Consider the following 15454-nt stretch of genomic DNA (forward strand, 5'->3'; position numbering starts at 1 on the left):
ACAATTAACACTGTGAGTGATATCAACAACACTGAAGAATCTCCCTTCGATTACTTCTCGCGAGAACAGTGGGACCAACTTGCTGATCGTTCTCCCCTCCCCCTCACTCACAACGACCTTTCGCGTTTAGCATCCCTTGGCGATCCCATCGATATTGCCGAGGTCGACGCAATCTACCGACCGCTGACCGCACTCTTGCAGCTCTACGTGGAAGGACACCGACGCGTTGAGCAAGAGCGTTCCGATTTCCTTACGCGCTCTCACCGATCTCCCGTCCCCTTCATCATCGGAATCGGCGGCTCGGTTGCCGTTGGAAAATCTACCGTCGCCCGCCTCTTGCGTTTTCTCTTATCCCGATGGGAAAAGACCCCGCGAGTTGATCTGATCACGACAGACGGTTTCCTCTTCCCCAATGCGGTTCTCCGTTCCAAAGGCCTGCTCGGGCGAAAAGGTTTTCCCGAGTCCTATGACCGCCCTGCGCTCATTTCCTTCCTCTCGGCAGTGAAGTCAGGGATGCGTAATGTTCAGGCTCCCGTCTACTCGCACGTCGTTTACGACATCATCAAAGATGAAAGTGTCGTCGTAGACTGCCCAGACATTCTCATCGTTGAAGGACTCAATGTCCTCCAACCTCCCAAGTGGGGACCCGGCGTTATGCCGACCGCAGTCTCAGATTTTTTTGACTTCAGCATCTACGTGGATGCCGACGCCGAGCACATCCAGCAGTGGTACGTTGATCGTTTCCTCACCCTGCGTCAAACTGCATTCACCCGCGAGGATTCCTTCTTCCGCACCTACGCTTCACTGACCGATGCACAGGCCGAGGCCACAGCTCGCTCGATTTGGGAAGAAATCAACCTCCCGAACCTCTTGGAAAATATTGCCCCAACCCGCGAGCGCGCAACGATGATTTTCACCAAGGGTGCGGATCACCGCGTCGAGTCACTGCGGCTCAGAAGGTGAGCTCTACTCCCACCGCATAGCGCAGATCGGTCTGCGGAATCACGAGGCGTGATGATCCTTCACGCGCCTCGACGATGACCCTCTCCTCGCTTCCAAGAATCCGGGCGCTGCGTACCTTCCCGGGGACCTCAAGCCACGTCGATGCAAGACCTGAGGAAGCAAAGGTTCTTTCTTCGAGAGAACGCTCCTCGGCCTCGTCAACGGCAGACACGGGAGGCATCCCAAAGAAGAAAACTCGAGACTCACTGTCCTTGGGCTGGGTTGCGTACCAGGACCAGCCGTTTTCCGAACGCAGTGTATCGGTATCCATCCACGGACGAGTCGCGTAGATTCCTTCACCGTTGATGCGCAAGAAATCACCCAGCTGCTCGAGGCCGCGCTGAATCCACGTGGACATGCTTCCGCGCGCGTCGGGACCGATCCCAATGAGGTAGTTCCCGCCTCGCGACACGATCGCCAACAGGTTGGAGATGATGTGGCGCATGGGCTTGATCGGTTCTTCGGGGCGCATCGAGCACCAGCCGCGAGTCATGGTGATGCATGATTCCCAGGGGTAGAGCCGAATATCGTCCGGAATTTCCTGTTCGGGGGTTCGGTAGTTTTCGTTCACCCCATGGACTTCTCGGTCAACGACCAAGATATCGGGTTGGAGGCGACGTGCATTCTCAGCGATCTCATCGATATCAATCGGTTCATCTGGTTCGCAAACCCAACCGGCATCGAGCCATAGCACGTTGATACGCCCGTAATTGCGCAAGAGCTCGTCAATTTGATTGTGAGTGTAGCGAACAAAGGAATCCCACTTTGCGCGGTGCTTCTCGATGTCGAAGTTGTGGTAGCGGTCAGTAATAGTGCGGGCGCGATCCCAATATCCCGGGTGGTTCCAATCAGCCTTGGAGAAATAAACACCCGTTTCCATACCGTGAGCACGGAAGGCCTCGAAGATTTCGCGGACAATGTCGCGACCAAGTCCGGATTCTTCACTGGTCGACTTGAAGTTCGAGAAGTCCGTGTCGTACATGGCATAGCCGTCATGATGCTTTGTCGTAAAGACGACGTAGCGCATTCCGGCATCGGCGCACGCGGCGGCCCATTCTTCGGCATTGAAATCGTCCCCCGTAAAGGAACGAGCTTGATCGCAGTACCACGAGTGATACTCCTCGTCAGTCCCCTTCCAATCCTCAGGCGGGTCAGTAAAGCCGCCCAAACGCTGGCGGTGCAAAGACCAGGAGCCATCTTGACCAATGTGAGAGAAGATCCCCCAATGGATGATGACACCGACCTTGTGGTCCCTCCACTGCTCAAGTGCAGCGACAGTGCGCGGGTTCGTTGGCCAGATGTACCCTGGATCCGGGTATTGACGCAGCGCACCTGCAGCTTCTAGCGCATCGGGAGCGAAGTCCTCACTCAGTTCGTCACTCATTGGTGTGTACCTCTATCGATCTAAAACTTCAATCCGCCATCTTCGATTCCACGGAAGAAGTACTTCTGCGAGAAGGCGAAAACTACAACGACAGGAACCAGTGCAACGACCGCTCCGGCCAAGACCAGTTGATAAGTCGTTCCCTGAGCGGAATTTTGAATGGCTGTCAGTTCGAGCATCAAAGTGTGCTTGTCGTTGTCGACCAGCATGAGTAGCGGGAAGAGGAAATCGGACCAGGCGCCGATGAAGGAGGTCAGTCCAACGACCGTGAGAGTCCCACGAACCTGAGGAAGGAAGATCCTCCAAAAACGCTCCCATTCGCCTGCCCCATCAATCAGTGCGGCATCTTCAATTTCTTCGGGGATCCCAAGGAAAGCAGCGCGCATCATCAGGATCTGGAAGGGGCCGATCATGGCAACCATCCACACACTGGTCAGGGTCTTGTACGTGCCGATGGACACCATCATCGAGTACAGGGACAGCATGATTGATTCAAAGGGGAAGATCATCGCCGAGAGCACGACGAAGTACATGATGTTACGACCGGTCCATCCCCGTCGCGAGAGCATGTATCCGCCCAAGCAGGACAAGACGATATTTGAAACGACCGTCAGCGTTGCAACGATGACCGAGTTGCCAATCGCACGCAGGATCGCGGTTTGTTTAAACAGTGTTGTGAACGCTGCAAGCGACCATGTCTGCGGGAAGATCGTGGCGCCTTGGCCGAAAACCGACTCCCCCGGAGCTTTGAATGCCGCGAGGAGAGGAAGCAGAAGCGGTCCCACCATAAGGATCGCGACGACGACCAGCGTGATGTAACGCAGGACTAGGCGAGAGCCTTTGAGTTGGCGTGATGCGACGTTGCGCGATTGGTGCTCCAGCTTGCGAGTTTTGCGCCAGTTCGCAAACTTTGACGAGGCCGTGGCTGAGTTGGTTGAAGAAACTACGGTACTCATTGGTCTTCAGCCTTCCTCTGGAGTTTCTGGGAGGCAATGATGAATCCGAAAGTGATGAGGAAGAGGCAAACCGAGGCTGCATCGCCCTTACCTAAAGACCCGTATGTCGGATCGGTCCAGTCTCGGATGTACATAGTCAAGGTCTTTGTCGGGGAGGCACTTCCACCAAGGAGGTAGACCTCAGTGAAGATCTTGAGGCATCCAATGGTTGTGAGTGTCGCGACCAGGAACATCATGACTTTGACGCCCGGAACAGTGACGGTGAAGAAACGACGGACGCTTCCCGCTCCGTCGAGTTCTGCAGCCTCGTAGAGGGACTTATCGACGTTCGCAAGAGCGGACAAGTAGAGAATCATGTAGTAGGGCAGGCCCTGCCACAAGGTAATGAGCATGGCGCAGAAAAGGATCAGCCACTGATTCGAGAGGAAGGGGACCGTATCCATCCCCCAAGAGGTCAGGAGGTTATTGACGGGGCCTCTCTCATTGAGCAAGTAGCGCCACGCCAATGAGATGACGACCAGCGAGGAAACCGCCGGCAGATAGTAGAGCGCACGGAAGAATCCGATTCCAGGAACATAGGACTTGACCAGGAGCGCAAGGAGAAGAGGGAGAAGCACCATTAGAGGGACAACGCAGACGGCGTAGATGAGCGAGTTACGAAGAGAACCCCAAAATTCCGGGTCGTTCAGAACGTATGTGTAGTTTTCGATCCCGATGAAGGAACCAATTTTCCTCAGCGGTTTTGTTTTTGTGAAAGAGACGAAAACCGTTGTGATGAAGGGATAGATGTAGAAAGTAATAATTGCCAAGACCGGGAGTGTAATCCAGATCCACGGCATCCATCCCGGGCGGAAACGCGCGGCCCCATTAAGAGATCGGCTTGGGGCGCGCCCTGTACGCGACGACATTGTCAGGTCCTTCGGTGCTGTTCAAGGGTTTTGCCGGGGCGAAACCGTAGTGTTTCGCCCCGACAAGGGTAAGATCATTCGCCCAGAGCCTTGAGCTTCTTGTTCATCTGATCTTGTGCAGTCTTCAGAGCGGTCTTGGGGTCGACCTCTCCACGGATTGCCTTGTTCACATTCTCAACGAGGCTGTCCTGAACAGCGCCGGTGGTGTAGAAGACGTCGGTGTAGGCCTCGGCGTCCTTTGCAGCCTTTGCGGCTTCCTCGTAGGCAGCCTTGAAGACCGGATCATTTGCGATCTCCGGCGGGTTAGCAACGAGCTTGTCAAGAGCAGTTGTTGCTGCCGGGAAGATGATCGCACCACCGTCGTGGGTCCATGCGTATTCGTTCTCAGCGTTGGTGATCCATTCGGCAAACTTCATTGACAGAGGAGCGTTCTTGGTCGAGACGGACACGCCGATGTACTGGCCTTCGAAGACCGGCTTGATTCCGGGGTTGGTCGGGAAGGGGCCGACACCGGTGTTGTTGTAGACGGTCGCGTTGTTTGCCTTGACGGACTTGAGGAAGGAGGCGTTCGGGGTACCGAATGCGAGGTTTCCATCCGCGTATGCCTTGCCCGGATCAGGTTCGCCGGTCAGCGAGTCCTTCGGGATCGCACCGCTCTTGTAGAGCTCGGCGAGACGGGTCACGTACTTGATGGCCTGCTCATTGTCAGCAAAGTTGAACTCGGTCTTATCAGCGTTCATGAGGCTGACACCCATTCCGTGCAGCTGAGCGGTCATGTACCACTGCGGGGAACCGTAGATACCGTAGTCGCCCTTGCCATCCGCTCCGACCTTTGCAGCGTAGTCAAACATCTCTTCCATGGTCTTGGGAGAGGTGTTTTCATCCAAGCCTGCGCGCTTGAAAACTTCCTTGTTGTAGGTGGTGATGTAGGGGCCGAAGTACCACGGGAGTGCGGTGTGGTGCTTGTTTGCGCCCAGCTCGGTCGAGCCCCAAATGGTCTTGACAAACTTGTCACCAATACCGGGAGCTTTCACGTCGAAGTCCATGAGGAGGTTGGACTTTGACAGAGCCAGGATGGTAGAGGAAGGAACGTTCACAACGTCTGCCATCTGGCAGTTCGTTGCCTGAGCGGTAATGGTCTGATCGAATTCGGCGCCGCCCGCCTGGTCAGTCCACTTGATCTTGACACCGGGGTTTGCGTCCTCAAATTCCTTGATCTTCTTGGTGAAGAAGTCGCCGAAGTCGGTCTTGAGACCCTGAGTCTGGAAGGTGATTTCACCTTCGACCTTCGAGGTGTCGATCTTCGAATCATCGAGATTCGTTGCGGGAATATCGCAGGAAACATCGGGCTTGGGGATTGAACCCGATGCAGATCCACCGCTTGCAGAACTTGAAGAAGAGTCGCTGCTGCCGTTCGAGCAGGCGCTCAATCCTAGAGTGCTTACCATGGCCAGGGCGATGACACCAGCGGCCATCTTTTTCTTCAACATGCGAAACCTCCATTGGTTCGTGTCGTAGATCGATATAAATACCGAATCACTAACTATCTCGTGTTAGTTGATAAGGCTAGGCTACCGTTGAGAAGCTAGCTTTACGTTGCATAGCGGACAATTGTTATAGATCCGTTACACAAACAATGAATTCGATGGTCAGCGGATTCATCCGTGCACCGAATTCGGGGCGTGCATCCGGGCCACACGAGCGTGTCCCGATGCCATCTTGAATGGCGTCAAGCCAAACAAAAGTCCGATCTGAATGCGGCAAGTCTTCCCAGTGTCCCGCCTGGGCAAGCTCTTGCTCACTCCACGGCGAGGCGCTCCACCCCACCTCGCTTCGAGGAATGATCGTGAATGCACAGTCCTCCCCGCGCAGCTCAAGAACCTTCAGTCCCGGTCGGTGCCCACCTTCTTGAGGCTTGACACCCACATCCCATAGATCTTCGAGTTCAGCGCACCCAAACCCATCTGGATTGACGCCGGGCATATCCGCATAAGCAATATCCGTCTCCCCCACCCACGAGGCCGTCCACCCCGTTCCCGGGATGCACAAACGAACCCCTGCACGAGGGATGCGCTCGGGCCACTGTCCGTAGGGAGTCATGTCGACCTTAACCGCGAGGCAGTTGCCCGGCAGCGGAGCACCCACAGATGCGCCTCCATCCTCTGCACCTACGGGAGTAAAACTCCAGCGAGCCTCAAGTCCAAACTGTGCAGCAGGCGGCGCCCAGCGTTCGACAAGCACCCGCTTTCCGTTCTCACGGGCGCATCCGTTCCAGGTTCTGCGCAGGAGATGCAAACGTGTCATTTCCCATCGCTGGGCGTGAGAGACTCCCCATTGACCGGTCCCCGTTCCCAGTGGACCCAAATCATCAGAGGAAATCCCCCAATAATCGACAGGACCGCGACCCCGATCGTTGTCCGTCGGTGCACGGTAAACACTGATCTCCGCCGCGATCACAAGCCCGCCCACGGACTCCACACGCCCTCGATCATCAAAGACGGCACTGCACTCGGCCTCGCCACAGGAGAGACGGGAAGAAGCTGAACGAGCCAGCGCACGCAAGCGTTCCTCGGCCTCGCCACCCGATTTTTGCGAGCGCCCCTGAAGGATCGGCGCGTCAGGTGCGAGCGCGCGAATCCATGCCCAGGTCCCCGCGTAGGGACGCGAAAGCGCATCAACCAAGCCGTCGCAGACGAAATTTCCGTCGTGCACTAGCTCCCCGAAATCGCCACCGTAGGCAAGAGCGCGGCGCCCATCAGGAAGGGTGCGCCACAGCGCATGGTCACGCCACTCCCACACGAAGCCTCCAGCATGGCGAGGATGGCTCATTTGCTCGACATAAGCGGCCGCCCCACCGGGGCCAGTCCCCATCGCGTGGAGGTACTCACACATGATGTAGGGAGCGCTGCGGATACGTTCTTTCGCAGCGTCATCCACAGCCGCACTTGCATGGCTCGGAACAGCAACCGGCGCATGCATATCCGTATCGTCGAGCACCGCAGCAACTTCTTCAAGTGTCGGGTACATCCGCGAGTAGATATCGACGTACTCCATGGCATGGTCACCCTCGTAGTGGACGAGGGCGCGTCCGTGGGTGCGTTCACGGAGCCAACGCGCGGACCCTGCCAAGTTACGTCCCGTTCCGGATTCATTCCCCAGGCTCCAGCAGAAAATGCTGGCATGATTCTTGTCGCGTTCAAAAGCGCGTTCGGTGCGGTCAAGGTAGGAGGCTTCCCACCGCGGATCGTCGGAGGGATTATCGATCCAGGTACGATTCCCCTCAAAACCGTGGGTTTCAATATCCCCCTCGAGCATAACCCACAGCCCAATTTCATCGGCCAGATCAAGAAGGCGCGGGTGAGGCGGGTAATGGGAGGTTCGGATCGCGTTGATTCCCATCGATTTCATGAGTTCAAGATCGGCGCGCGCAAATTCTTCACTGAATACCCGCCCTTCGTCGGCACGAATTTCATGGCGATTGACGCCATTAATCGTCAGCGGCTGCCCATTGGCATGCAGAACGCCATCGACGATTTCAACCCTTTGGAAGCCGAGGCGCAGGTGACGTTCTTCCGTTTTGCGGCCGCTCTCCCCCACCACTTGCACGCGTGCGGCGTAAAGTTGTGGCGATTGTGGGCTCCACGGCTCGACATTGCCGAGGCCAATGCTTTCACTCCGGTAGCGCCCGTCTTCCCCGCGCGAGAGAGTGAGCACCGAGGCGCCGAGGCCTTCGATGTCCAGGCTCGCTTCAAGCGTTTCGCTTTGCGCCCCGCGCACTCTGAGCTCAAGGGTCGCAAATCCTTGCCCGGCCTTGTAATCGGTATTGACCCACAGATCCTCAATGGAAAAGTCAGGAAGGTATCGCAGCGAAACTGAGCGGAAAATTCCGGGGAGCCACCACTGATCCTGATCTTCAAGATAGGATCCTGCGCTGAACTGATGAACGCGAAGAGTCACCGTATTTTCACCGGGGACAAGCATCTGGGTGACGTCGAATTCATGGGCGAGGCGTGACCCGCGAGCCATTCCAATCCACTGGCCATTGACCCAGACAATGATCTGGGATTCAACGCCCTCGAAGCGCAGACGGATCTGCCCTCCCTGCGAAAACCACGACTTGGGGCATGTGAAGCGGCGAGAATAGTCGCCGACAGGATTATCTTCCGGAGGGAAAGGCGGATCCACAGGGAAGGGGAAATCAACGTTGGTATAGGCGGGGGCACCCCAGCGTCCATCTCCTCTGAGAACCCAGTGGCTTGGGACATCGATCGTCTCTTCGCTTGATACGCGGGGAGAGGGACATGCCTCCTCGGGATTCGCACCGGGATTGGGATCAACGCGGTGATAGGTGAAGGCCCAGCGGCCATCGAGGCTCATCTGCCCTGGATCATCAGCGAGATACGCACGAGCAGGAGAAAGTGCTCCCACACAGGGTGCGTATGAGGGCATAATTTTCATGATGAGCCTTTCAGGTGAGTCAACATTGAAACTCCTTGCAGTACACAAAGACTAACACGTTATAGTTATTGTGTTAACGCACTTTTATTCCATCGCAGATCCGGAGCAGAAAGAATGGAACGAGCAACGCGGGCCGATGTGGCCCGAGCAGCAGGAGTTGCTCCTTCGACGGTTTCTTTGGTACTGAACGGCCGCGGACCGGAAGTGAAGATCGCACCGGCAACAATTCAGAGAGTCCAAGATGCAGCGCGAGACCTGAACTATATTCCTAACGCTGCTGCACGTTCACTTCGGCGAGGCAGTTCTCGTCTGATCGCGCTGCTCATGGCAGAACTCCCAGATAATCCCTTCGTCCCGGTCGTTCACACGGTTCTCACAACCGCCATGATCGAAATCCAAAAGCGCGGATATTTGCTTCTTCCCCTCTTCCAATCAAGTAATGACCCCTCAGACGCGCAGACAATTCGCTCCGTCTTAGGGGACACGCAATTAGCCGGGGTCATCCGCGAAACGACCTCCGCCGAGAGTTTTACCTCCACGCTTCTGGCAAACCTTGGTATTCCCATCGTTGCAATGTCGATGATTAATACGGAAGACACCCAAGGAGCCAGCGCTCTCGTGAGCATTGACGAATGCGTGGGAGTGAAAGAAATCCTCAGCGATCATCTGAGCGCACAAAGACGCGGACACGCAGTTTTTCTTGCAGGACCGAATACCAATCACTCACGCCAGCTCCCCCTTGAAGCCGCCTTCGGCGCGGGTTTCACTTTGCTTTCGCTTCCCGATTGGGATGCCTCGACCGCATACCAGGCAGCCCTACGCCTTCTCTCAGATAACCCGGATATCACCTTGATCGCCGTCGCCGATGACTCGCAGGCACCGGGCGTGTTCCAAGCCGCCATCGATCTTGATCGCCGCGTTCCACAAGACCTTTCCATCCTGGGATTTGGTAATCAAGAACCCGCGAGCAGCCAAGCCCTCGGCCTCACAACCGTCGAGTGGCCGCTGCGCGAAATGACGCAGGGTGCCGTTGAGGCGGTGATTTCGGCGATCGAAAAGCCGCGCAAAGCAAAGAAAGTTGAGCGGCTCATCGTCCCCACTCGCGCGGTTTGGCGCTCTTCAGTCGCCCGTCCTTAGAGCGACAGGCTTTCCTTCACCACGTCAGCCAGGCGTGAGGCTACGCCATCAGCTTGCGCCTGCGTCGCTGCCTCGACCATGACGCGAACCAAGGGCTCGGTGCCGGAGGGAGTGAAGAATCTCCCTTCGATTACTTCTCGCGAGAACAGTGGGACCAACTTGCTGATCGTTCTCCCCTCCCCCTCACTCACAACGACCTTTCGCGTTTAGCATCCCTTGGCGATCCCATCGATATTGCCGAGGTCGACGCAATCTACCGACCGCTGACCGACGCTCAAGCCGAGGCGACGTGCGTGGGGACCACAACCTCGGTGTGGGGATCGCTCTCGTCGAGGTCGGCGGCGACTTCCTCTAGGGCCGGCTACATGCGCGAGTAGATGTCCGTGTATTCGAGGGCATGACCACCCTCGCAGTGGACGATCACTCGGGAACCGCTGCGCTCGTGGACCCATCGACCGGCAAAAGAAGCGGGCGGGCGGTGCTTGATACAACACAGGGAGGGGTGGATGCCGCCTGGCATCCGCCCCTCCCTCACACTTGTACCTCGCTCCGGACACCTCCCACACGCTCACAAAATGCGGGAACGCACCCAGAGGCGCCGCTATTAATCGCCGAGGCCGCAGGCCCGGTAGATGTTGGTCAGCATGGCCAGGCGCTGCTCGAGAGACGCATCCTTGGGGACGCAGACCTTCGCGCCGAGGTACTTGGCACCACCCTCGATGGCCGCCTGCGCACAGCGAGCGATCTCGGCCTCATCCATGAGCGAGGTCGGCTCATCGGCTTGCGCGGGCAGGTGACCGTCGATCCACGAGTATCCGTACTGGGTTTCCTCCGGGCCTGCGCCCGAGAAGATGATCCCGTCCAGGACGCCACGCTTGCCAGCCTCGAGTACGTGCTCGTACGCAGTGTTTGCGCTGCGGCCCTCCACGGCGGAACGTCCCCAGTTGAGGTGAATACCGATGCCAACCTCGGAGGCGATGCCGATCTCGGATTCGAGGGACAGGAAGCCCTTCTCGGGGTTCTGCTCGGGCACGAACTTATCGCAGTGCTCAATAACGAGGCGAGCCCCACACCAGTCCCAGGTGGCCAGCTCAGCGAGTGAACTCTTGAAAGCGTCCTCCTGGGCCAGGCGCGTGGGCGCCGAGTGCAACTGCACGCGGGCGACCAGCTGGCGGCCCGCTCGCTCACACAGGGCAGCAAGGTCGTCACGCAGCGCGCGGGTGAAGTCAAGAGCGGCGGCGCGACCCGCGCCGTCGGCGCCGGAGCACAAGGATGATCGGGCGAGGCCAAGCCGAAGTTCTCGTTCTTCCACACGTTCTGCATGGTGCCGGGGATCGCAGTGATCGTGTTGAAGTCCCAGTGTGCAGCCAGGTGGCTGGCCAGGAGCTCGCCTTCGGTGGCAAGCTGACCCGGGTAGGGCATCTCGACGCCGCTCACCCACGGCTGATCCGCAAGGAGGCGGTAATAGTCAGCCTCCAGCTCCTGTACCGGATGCGACGCGTACGCGCCGATAACGAAAGGAAGTGTCATGGCGATCATCCTTCCTTGATGATTTCATCGTTTCCATCTTCGGGACGAACATACTCCGGACCCACGGCTTTCTGCAGGAGACGCGGGATATTCGCACCGATGGAGACCATGACGATCGCGGCGAATCCGAAGGACAGGATTGCCAGCGCCATGCCCAGGCCCATCTGAGCGGCAATTGCGGCACCGAGAACGGGGCCGACCGCGCCACCGAGGGCACCGACGTTGTAGCAGAAGCCTAGGCCCGCGGCGCGCTTGTCGACCGGGAAGTAGGAGGAGACCCACTTGGGCAGCAGGCCCGAGACACCCTGGCCGAACATCTGCTGGAAGAAGAGTAGGCCCGCCACAAGAGAAACATACTTTCCATCCTGCATGAACAGCGGGAAGACAATGACCTGCGAGAGCAGAAGCGAGATCGCGTACCAACGACGCATACCAAACTTGTCACCGGCGAAGCCGGCGATAATGTAGCCCGCGGCGTTGCCGAGGCCGGCGAAGGACACGACGTTCGCGACGACCTTCTGGTCCATACCAACACCGTGTAGGTAAGTCGGCAGGAGGCCCTGGATCGGCCAGGTGTACATGAAGGACGCGAAGATCGTCAGCATGATCGCGATGCCAATGATCCAACGATTCGAGTCGAACTGGATGATCAGGTAGATGAAAACGATCGCGCACACGACGCCGATCAAGCTGACCGCAACAATACCAGCCACCTGCTGGGTGAAGATCAGCAGCAGGCCAACGAAGGCGATTACAACGACGATGTAGTTGAGGACCTTGCGCTGCCCACCAAAGAGCACGGCGAGCATGTCATTCTTTTCGTCGCCACCCTTTTCCTTGGCCTCGCTCCAGTCTGCGGCCTCGGGCAGGGTGCGCCGCATGTAGATGGCGACGACGATCGGGACAATGCCCGTCAGGAACAGGGCTCGCCAGCCCCAGCCAGGGCGCACTGAATCAACCCACGTCACGAAGTACTTGTCGACCTGAGCGGCGGCGATAACACCGAAGGCGTAGCCGGAAAGGAGAAAGCCCGAGGCCTTGTTACGCATGTGCTTGGGCCACGATTCGATAACGTACGCAGCAGATGCGGAATACTCGCCTGCCATCGCGAAGCCGATGATGAGGCGCAGGACAAACAGGATCCAGAAGGTCGGAGCGAGCGCGCAGGCGATCGATCCGAAAGCGAACATGAAGATCGATAGGATCATCGCGGGCTTACGACCGTAGCGGTCGCCTACAGCTCCGAGCACGAGGCCACCGATCCAGCGACTAATGAAGGCGGCTGAAATCAGGGATGCGCTTTGGACGAGCGTCAGGTGGAACGCCTCCCTGATCGCGGGGAGCGCAAAGGAGATGAGGACGAAGTCGTAGCCGTCCAACAGAACGCCGATCCAAGCGGCGAAGAAGGCCTTGCGATCTTCTTTGGTCAAGTATTGATACCAGGGCTTTGTGGGAAGCGCCTGCAGCGGGGACGTACTCATGATGAGTGCCTTCCTGAAATTTCATCGTTGAATAACGAAGGGCTTTGAGTCCATGTGTCTCATTAGTAAGTTGTCAGACAACTTGCTGCAATGCTAGCTCTCACCCACTCTAGAGTCAACACAAAATTCCAACCCAATCCGTGTATTGCCAATGAAATATCGCAGTGATAACATGTCTGACAACTTAATACTTGTGGTTGACCACACGCTCCACTTCGTAACGATGCGAAGCAGAATGAGCAACTAATAGAAAGATGTCAAGCATGACCTTCGACGCAAGTCAACCGGGATTCTCCTGGACTCTACAGTTCCGCGCACGCATCGACGGAACACTTATCAAGCTCAGCAGTGCGGATGACACAGGGTGGGACCTGTTCATCCGTTCCAGTGCTCTCTTCCTCGAGGGATCAACGGCGTCAATGACGTTCGCCCTAGACTTGGAGGACACCGCCTCCGTCACAGACGACACCTGGCATTCGCTTGCGCTCACAGCGACGAGCGCCGGATCGAAGATCTTCCTCGACGGTTACCAGTGCTTCTCAACCTGCGCAGACCTCTCTCCCGCCGGAAGCGGCCCCGAGGCTACTCTCGAGCTCACCCCGGGAGCTGGCATCGAGATCCGTTCCTTCGCGACGCACGACTCCGTCCTCTCCGCAGAAGAGATCCTCGCGCTTTCCCCCGCCCCCACACCCCTCATTGAGTTCGCCGCCGCCCACCTGTCGGATTACGACGTCGCCGAACTCTCTGAGCTGACCGCCGGCACAATCTTCGCCCGCTACCGCGTGCGCGGACCGGGCCAACACGGAACGATCCTCGCAGCCGGCGGCGCCGGCAGCGAGCAGCTCAATCTGTCGGTCACAGCGGATGGTATCGAATACAAGGTTCTGGGCCGCAGGGGCCAGTGGCGCACTTTCACCGCACACGGCCACTGGGATCAGGGGCACTGGCACGACGTCGTCGTGCGCGTCGGTCACGGCGCGGTGCAGATCTACGTGGACGGTTACCTTGAAGCACACTTGCCCGGACAGGCGTTCTTCGCGGCCGTCAATTCCCTCGACGAGGTCGTCATCGGTCAGGACACCTCGGGCTCGCGCCTATTCGGCGAGGTCCGCAACGCGGCGCTCTACTCCTCGGTCCTCAACGATTCACAGATTAAGAAGCTCTCCTCCGTCGCCCCACTCGACACACAGTGCCTCTTTGATGCCGGGTTTCACGACTCCATCAGCTACCGGATTCCCTCGCTGATCACCCTCAAGTCCGGGGTCGTCGTTGCCGGTGCCGACCAGCGCGAAACCATCGCAAACGACTCCCCCAACTCCATCAACTTCACGATCCGCCGTTCCTTTGACGGCGGACATACCTGGGGAGACCTCCAGACGGTGCTCACCTACCCCGGCCACGGGGCAAAGGGCGCATCGGTCATCGATTCGTGCGTCGTGCAGGATCGCCGAAACGGACGCCTCGTCGTCCTCATCGACCACTTCCCCGGCGGGATCGGTCAGCCTAACGCCGAAGCCGGCCTCGGCGTTGACGAGAAGGGCCGCTACATCCTGCACGATTCCAACGGAGCCACCTACACCTGGAACGAGGATGGAAGCGTCACAGACGCTGACGGCAACACCGCCCCATTCAGAATCTCCGAGCGCGGCGATGTCACCGTCACCTCGGGCGGCCAGGAAAACCCCGGGGGCAACGTCTTCCTCGCCGATGGGGAAGACCCCCACCAGACACTCCTCACCGCCCGCACCTGCTTCCTGCAGATGATCTACTCCGACGACGACGGCGAGACCTGGTCCGGCCCCTTCAACCTCAACCAGGACGTGAAGGAAGAATGGATGTCCTTCTGCGGTACCTCGCCGGGCACGGGTGTGCAGCTGCGCAGCGGGCGCCTCGTCATCCCGATCTACTACAACGGGGACCACAAACGTCACTTCTCCGCATCTGTTGTCTACTCCGACGATGGTGGTGCAACGTGGAAGCGCGGCAAGTCCCCCAACGACGGGCGTATCTTCGAAGGCCGCGAGATCGATTCGCGCACGCTCGACACCGAGGCGGCCGCAACGCACGAGGCCACGCTCATCGAGCGCGCCGACGGTTCGCTCCTGATGCTCATGCGTAATCAGCACCCCAGCGGAAAGGTCGCGGCGTCCGTCAGCACCGACGGAGGCGAGACCTGGAGCGACGTGTTCTTTGCGCAGGAGATTACCGAAATCTTCTGCCAGCCGAACGCGGTTCCCTGGCCGACGGAGGACTGCCCCGAGCGCGTCGTCTTCGCGAACGCCTCGCAGATGCGTCCCTACCGCGGTCGCGGCGTCCTTCGCCTGTCGGAGGACGGAGGCCGCACGTGGATCGCGTCGCGCACCTTCAACCCGGCGCACTACGTCTACCAGTGCATGACGATCCTGCCCGACGGAACCCTCGGCCTACTGTGGGAGCGCGAGATGCAGGGACTGTACTTCACACGCATCCCGCTAGAGTGGCTCGAGGCCGCCAAGATCTGACGATTCGTCTTACCCTGACACGAGGCCGCCTGCCACACTCCCCACACAGGAGGACGGCAGACGGCCTCGCACGTCGAGGGAAGATATACAAGGCGCA

10 protein-coding genes and 2 pseudogenes are annotated in these 15454 nt (G+C 58.3%); 4 read left to right on the forward strand and 8 right to left on the reverse strand.

Annotated elements, in window-relative coordinates:
• The first annotated feature begins 12 nt into the window (after nt 1-12).
• Nucleotides 13-963, forward strand: a complete 951-nt coding sequence (gene coaA / locus QZR18_RS00215; RefSeq protein ID WP_178705438.1) for a type I pantothenate kinase — start codon at nt 13-15, stop codon at nt 961-963.
• Here coaA and QZR18_RS00220 read toward each other — a convergent pair.
• The 5 genes from QZR18_RS00220 to QZR18_RS00240 form a co-directional block, all read right to left on the reverse strand.
• Nucleotides 953-2386, reverse strand: coding sequence for an alpha-L-fucosidase (locus QZR18_RS00220; RefSeq protein ID WP_178705435.1), 1434 nt, complete (start codon nt 2384-2386; stop codon nt 953-955). The two genes, coaA and QZR18_RS00220, sit on opposite strands and share 11 nt — an antisense overlap.
• 20 nt (nt 2387-2406) lie before the next feature.
• Nucleotides 2407-3342, reverse strand: a complete 936-nt coding sequence (locus QZR18_RS00225) for a carbohydrate ABC transporter permease (protein ID WP_178705432.1) — start codon at nt 3340-3342, stop codon at nt 2407-2409.
• Nucleotides 3339-4250 (reverse strand): carbohydrate ABC transporter permease, encoded by a 912-nt coding sequence (locus tag QZR18_RS00230; RefSeq protein WP_178705429.1) that lies wholly within the window; start codon nt 4248-4250, stop codon nt 3339-3341. The genes QZR18_RS00225 and QZR18_RS00230 overlap by 4 nt, the downstream gene beginning before the upstream one ends.
• Nucleotides 4251-4324: 74 nt before the next feature.
• Nucleotides 4325-5740 carry an extracellular solute-binding protein gene (locus tag QZR18_RS00235; RefSeq protein WP_178705425.1) on the reverse strand — a complete coding sequence of 472 codons (1416 nt, stop codon included), beginning with the start codon at nt 5738-5740 and terminating at the stop codon, nt 4325-4327.
• A 124-nt stretch (nt 5741-5864) separates the two neighbouring features.
• Nucleotides 5865-8708: a glycoside hydrolase family 2 TIM barrel-domain containing protein gene (locus QZR18_RS00240; RefSeq protein WP_178705422.1), complete on the reverse strand. Its 2844-nt coding sequence runs from the start codon at nt 8706-8708 to the stop codon at nt 5865-5867.
• Between the two features lie 114 nt (nt 8709-8822).
• Here QZR18_RS00240 and QZR18_RS00245 point away from each other — a divergent pair, with 114 nt between their 5' ends.
• The gene (locus QZR18_RS00245; protein ID WP_178705419.1) at nt 8823-9845 is read left to right on the forward strand and encodes a LacI family DNA-binding transcriptional regulator; all 1023 of its coding nucleotides are present in this window, start codon (nt 8823-8825) and stop codon (nt 9843-9845) included.
• On the opposite strand, the gene QZR18_RS00250 is transcribed toward QZR18_RS00245, so the two are convergent.
• A complete protein-coding gene (locus tag QZR18_RS00250) occupies nt 9842-9925 on the reverse strand; it encodes a hypothetical protein (protein ID WP_291458561.1) in 84 nt (27 codons plus the stop codon). The two genes, QZR18_RS00245 and QZR18_RS00250, sit on opposite strands and share 4 nt — an antisense overlap.
• On the opposite strand from QZR18_RS00250, the pseudogene QZR18_RS00255 reads away from it, so the two are divergent.
• Nucleotides 9905-10114, forward strand: a pseudogene (locus QZR18_RS00255) (hypothetical protein); the annotation flags it as partial. The gene QZR18_RS00250 and the pseudogene QZR18_RS00255 overlap by 21 nt on opposite strands.
• A gap of 335 nt (nt 10115-10449) precedes the next feature.
• Here the strand turns inward: QZR18_RS00255 and QZR18_RS00260 are convergent.
• Both QZR18_RS00260 and QZR18_RS00265 read right to left on the reverse strand, forming a co-directional pair.
• Nucleotides 10450-11375 (reverse strand): annotated as a pseudogene (locus QZR18_RS00260) (DUF4862 family protein).
• Between the two features lie 5 nt (nt 11376-11380).
• Nucleotides 11381-12856 carry an MFS transporter gene (locus tag QZR18_RS00265; RefSeq protein WP_295909969.1) on the reverse strand — a complete coding sequence of 492 codons (1476 nt, stop codon included), beginning with the start codon at nt 12854-12856 and terminating at the stop codon, nt 11381-11383.
• A gap of 263 nt (nt 12857-13119) precedes the next feature.
• Here QZR18_RS00265 and QZR18_RS00270 point away from each other — a divergent pair, with 263 nt between their 5' ends.
• Nucleotides 13120-15357 carry a sialidase family protein gene (locus QZR18_RS00270; RefSeq protein WP_291458514.1) on the forward strand — a complete coding sequence of 746 codons (2238 nt, stop codon included), beginning with the start codon at nt 13120-13122 and terminating at the stop codon, nt 15355-15357.
• The last annotated feature ends 97 nt before the right edge of the window (nt 15358-15454 follow it).

Source organism: uncultured Actinomyces sp. (assembly GCA_900541895.1).
Classification (GTDB): Bacteria; Actinomycetota; Actinomycetes; order Actinomycetales; family Actinomycetaceae; genus Pauljensenia.

Coding starts and splice junctions, on each gene's coding strand:
- QZR18_RS00220 (WP_178705435.1), bottom strand. CDS start 2,386: ATGAGTGACGAACTGAGTGAGGACTTCGCTCCCGATGCGCTAGAAGCT.
- QZR18_RS00225 (WP_178705432.1), bottom strand. CDS start 3,342: ATGAGTACCGTAGTTTCTTCAACCAACTCAGCCACGGCCTCGTCAAAG.
- QZR18_RS00230 (WP_178705429.1), bottom strand. CDS start 4,250: ATGTCGTCGCGTACAGGGCGCGCCCCAAGCCGATCTCTTAATGGGGCC.
- QZR18_RS00235 (WP_178705425.1), bottom strand. CDS start 5,740: ATGTTGAAGAAAAAGATGGCCGCTGGTGTCATCGCCCTGGCCATGGTA.
- QZR18_RS00240 (WP_178705422.1), bottom strand. CDS start 8,708: ATGAAAATTATGCCCTCATACGCACCCTGTGTGGGAGCACTTTCTCCT.
- QZR18_RS00245 (WP_178705419.1), top strand. CDS start 8,823: ATGGAACGAGCAACGCGGGCCGATGTGGCCCGAGCAGCAGGAGTTGCT.
- QZR18_RS00250 (WP_291458561.1), bottom strand. CDS start 9,925: ATGGTCGAGGCAGCGACGCAGGCGCAAGCTGATGGCGTAGCCTCACGC.
- QZR18_RS00265 (WP_295909969.1), bottom strand. CDS start 12,856: ATGAGTACGTCCCCGCTGCAGGCGCTTCCCACAAAGCCCTGGTATCAA.
- QZR18_RS00270 (WP_291458514.1), top strand. CDS start 13,120: ATGACCTTCGACGCAAGTCAACCGGGATTCTCCTGGACTCTACAGTTC.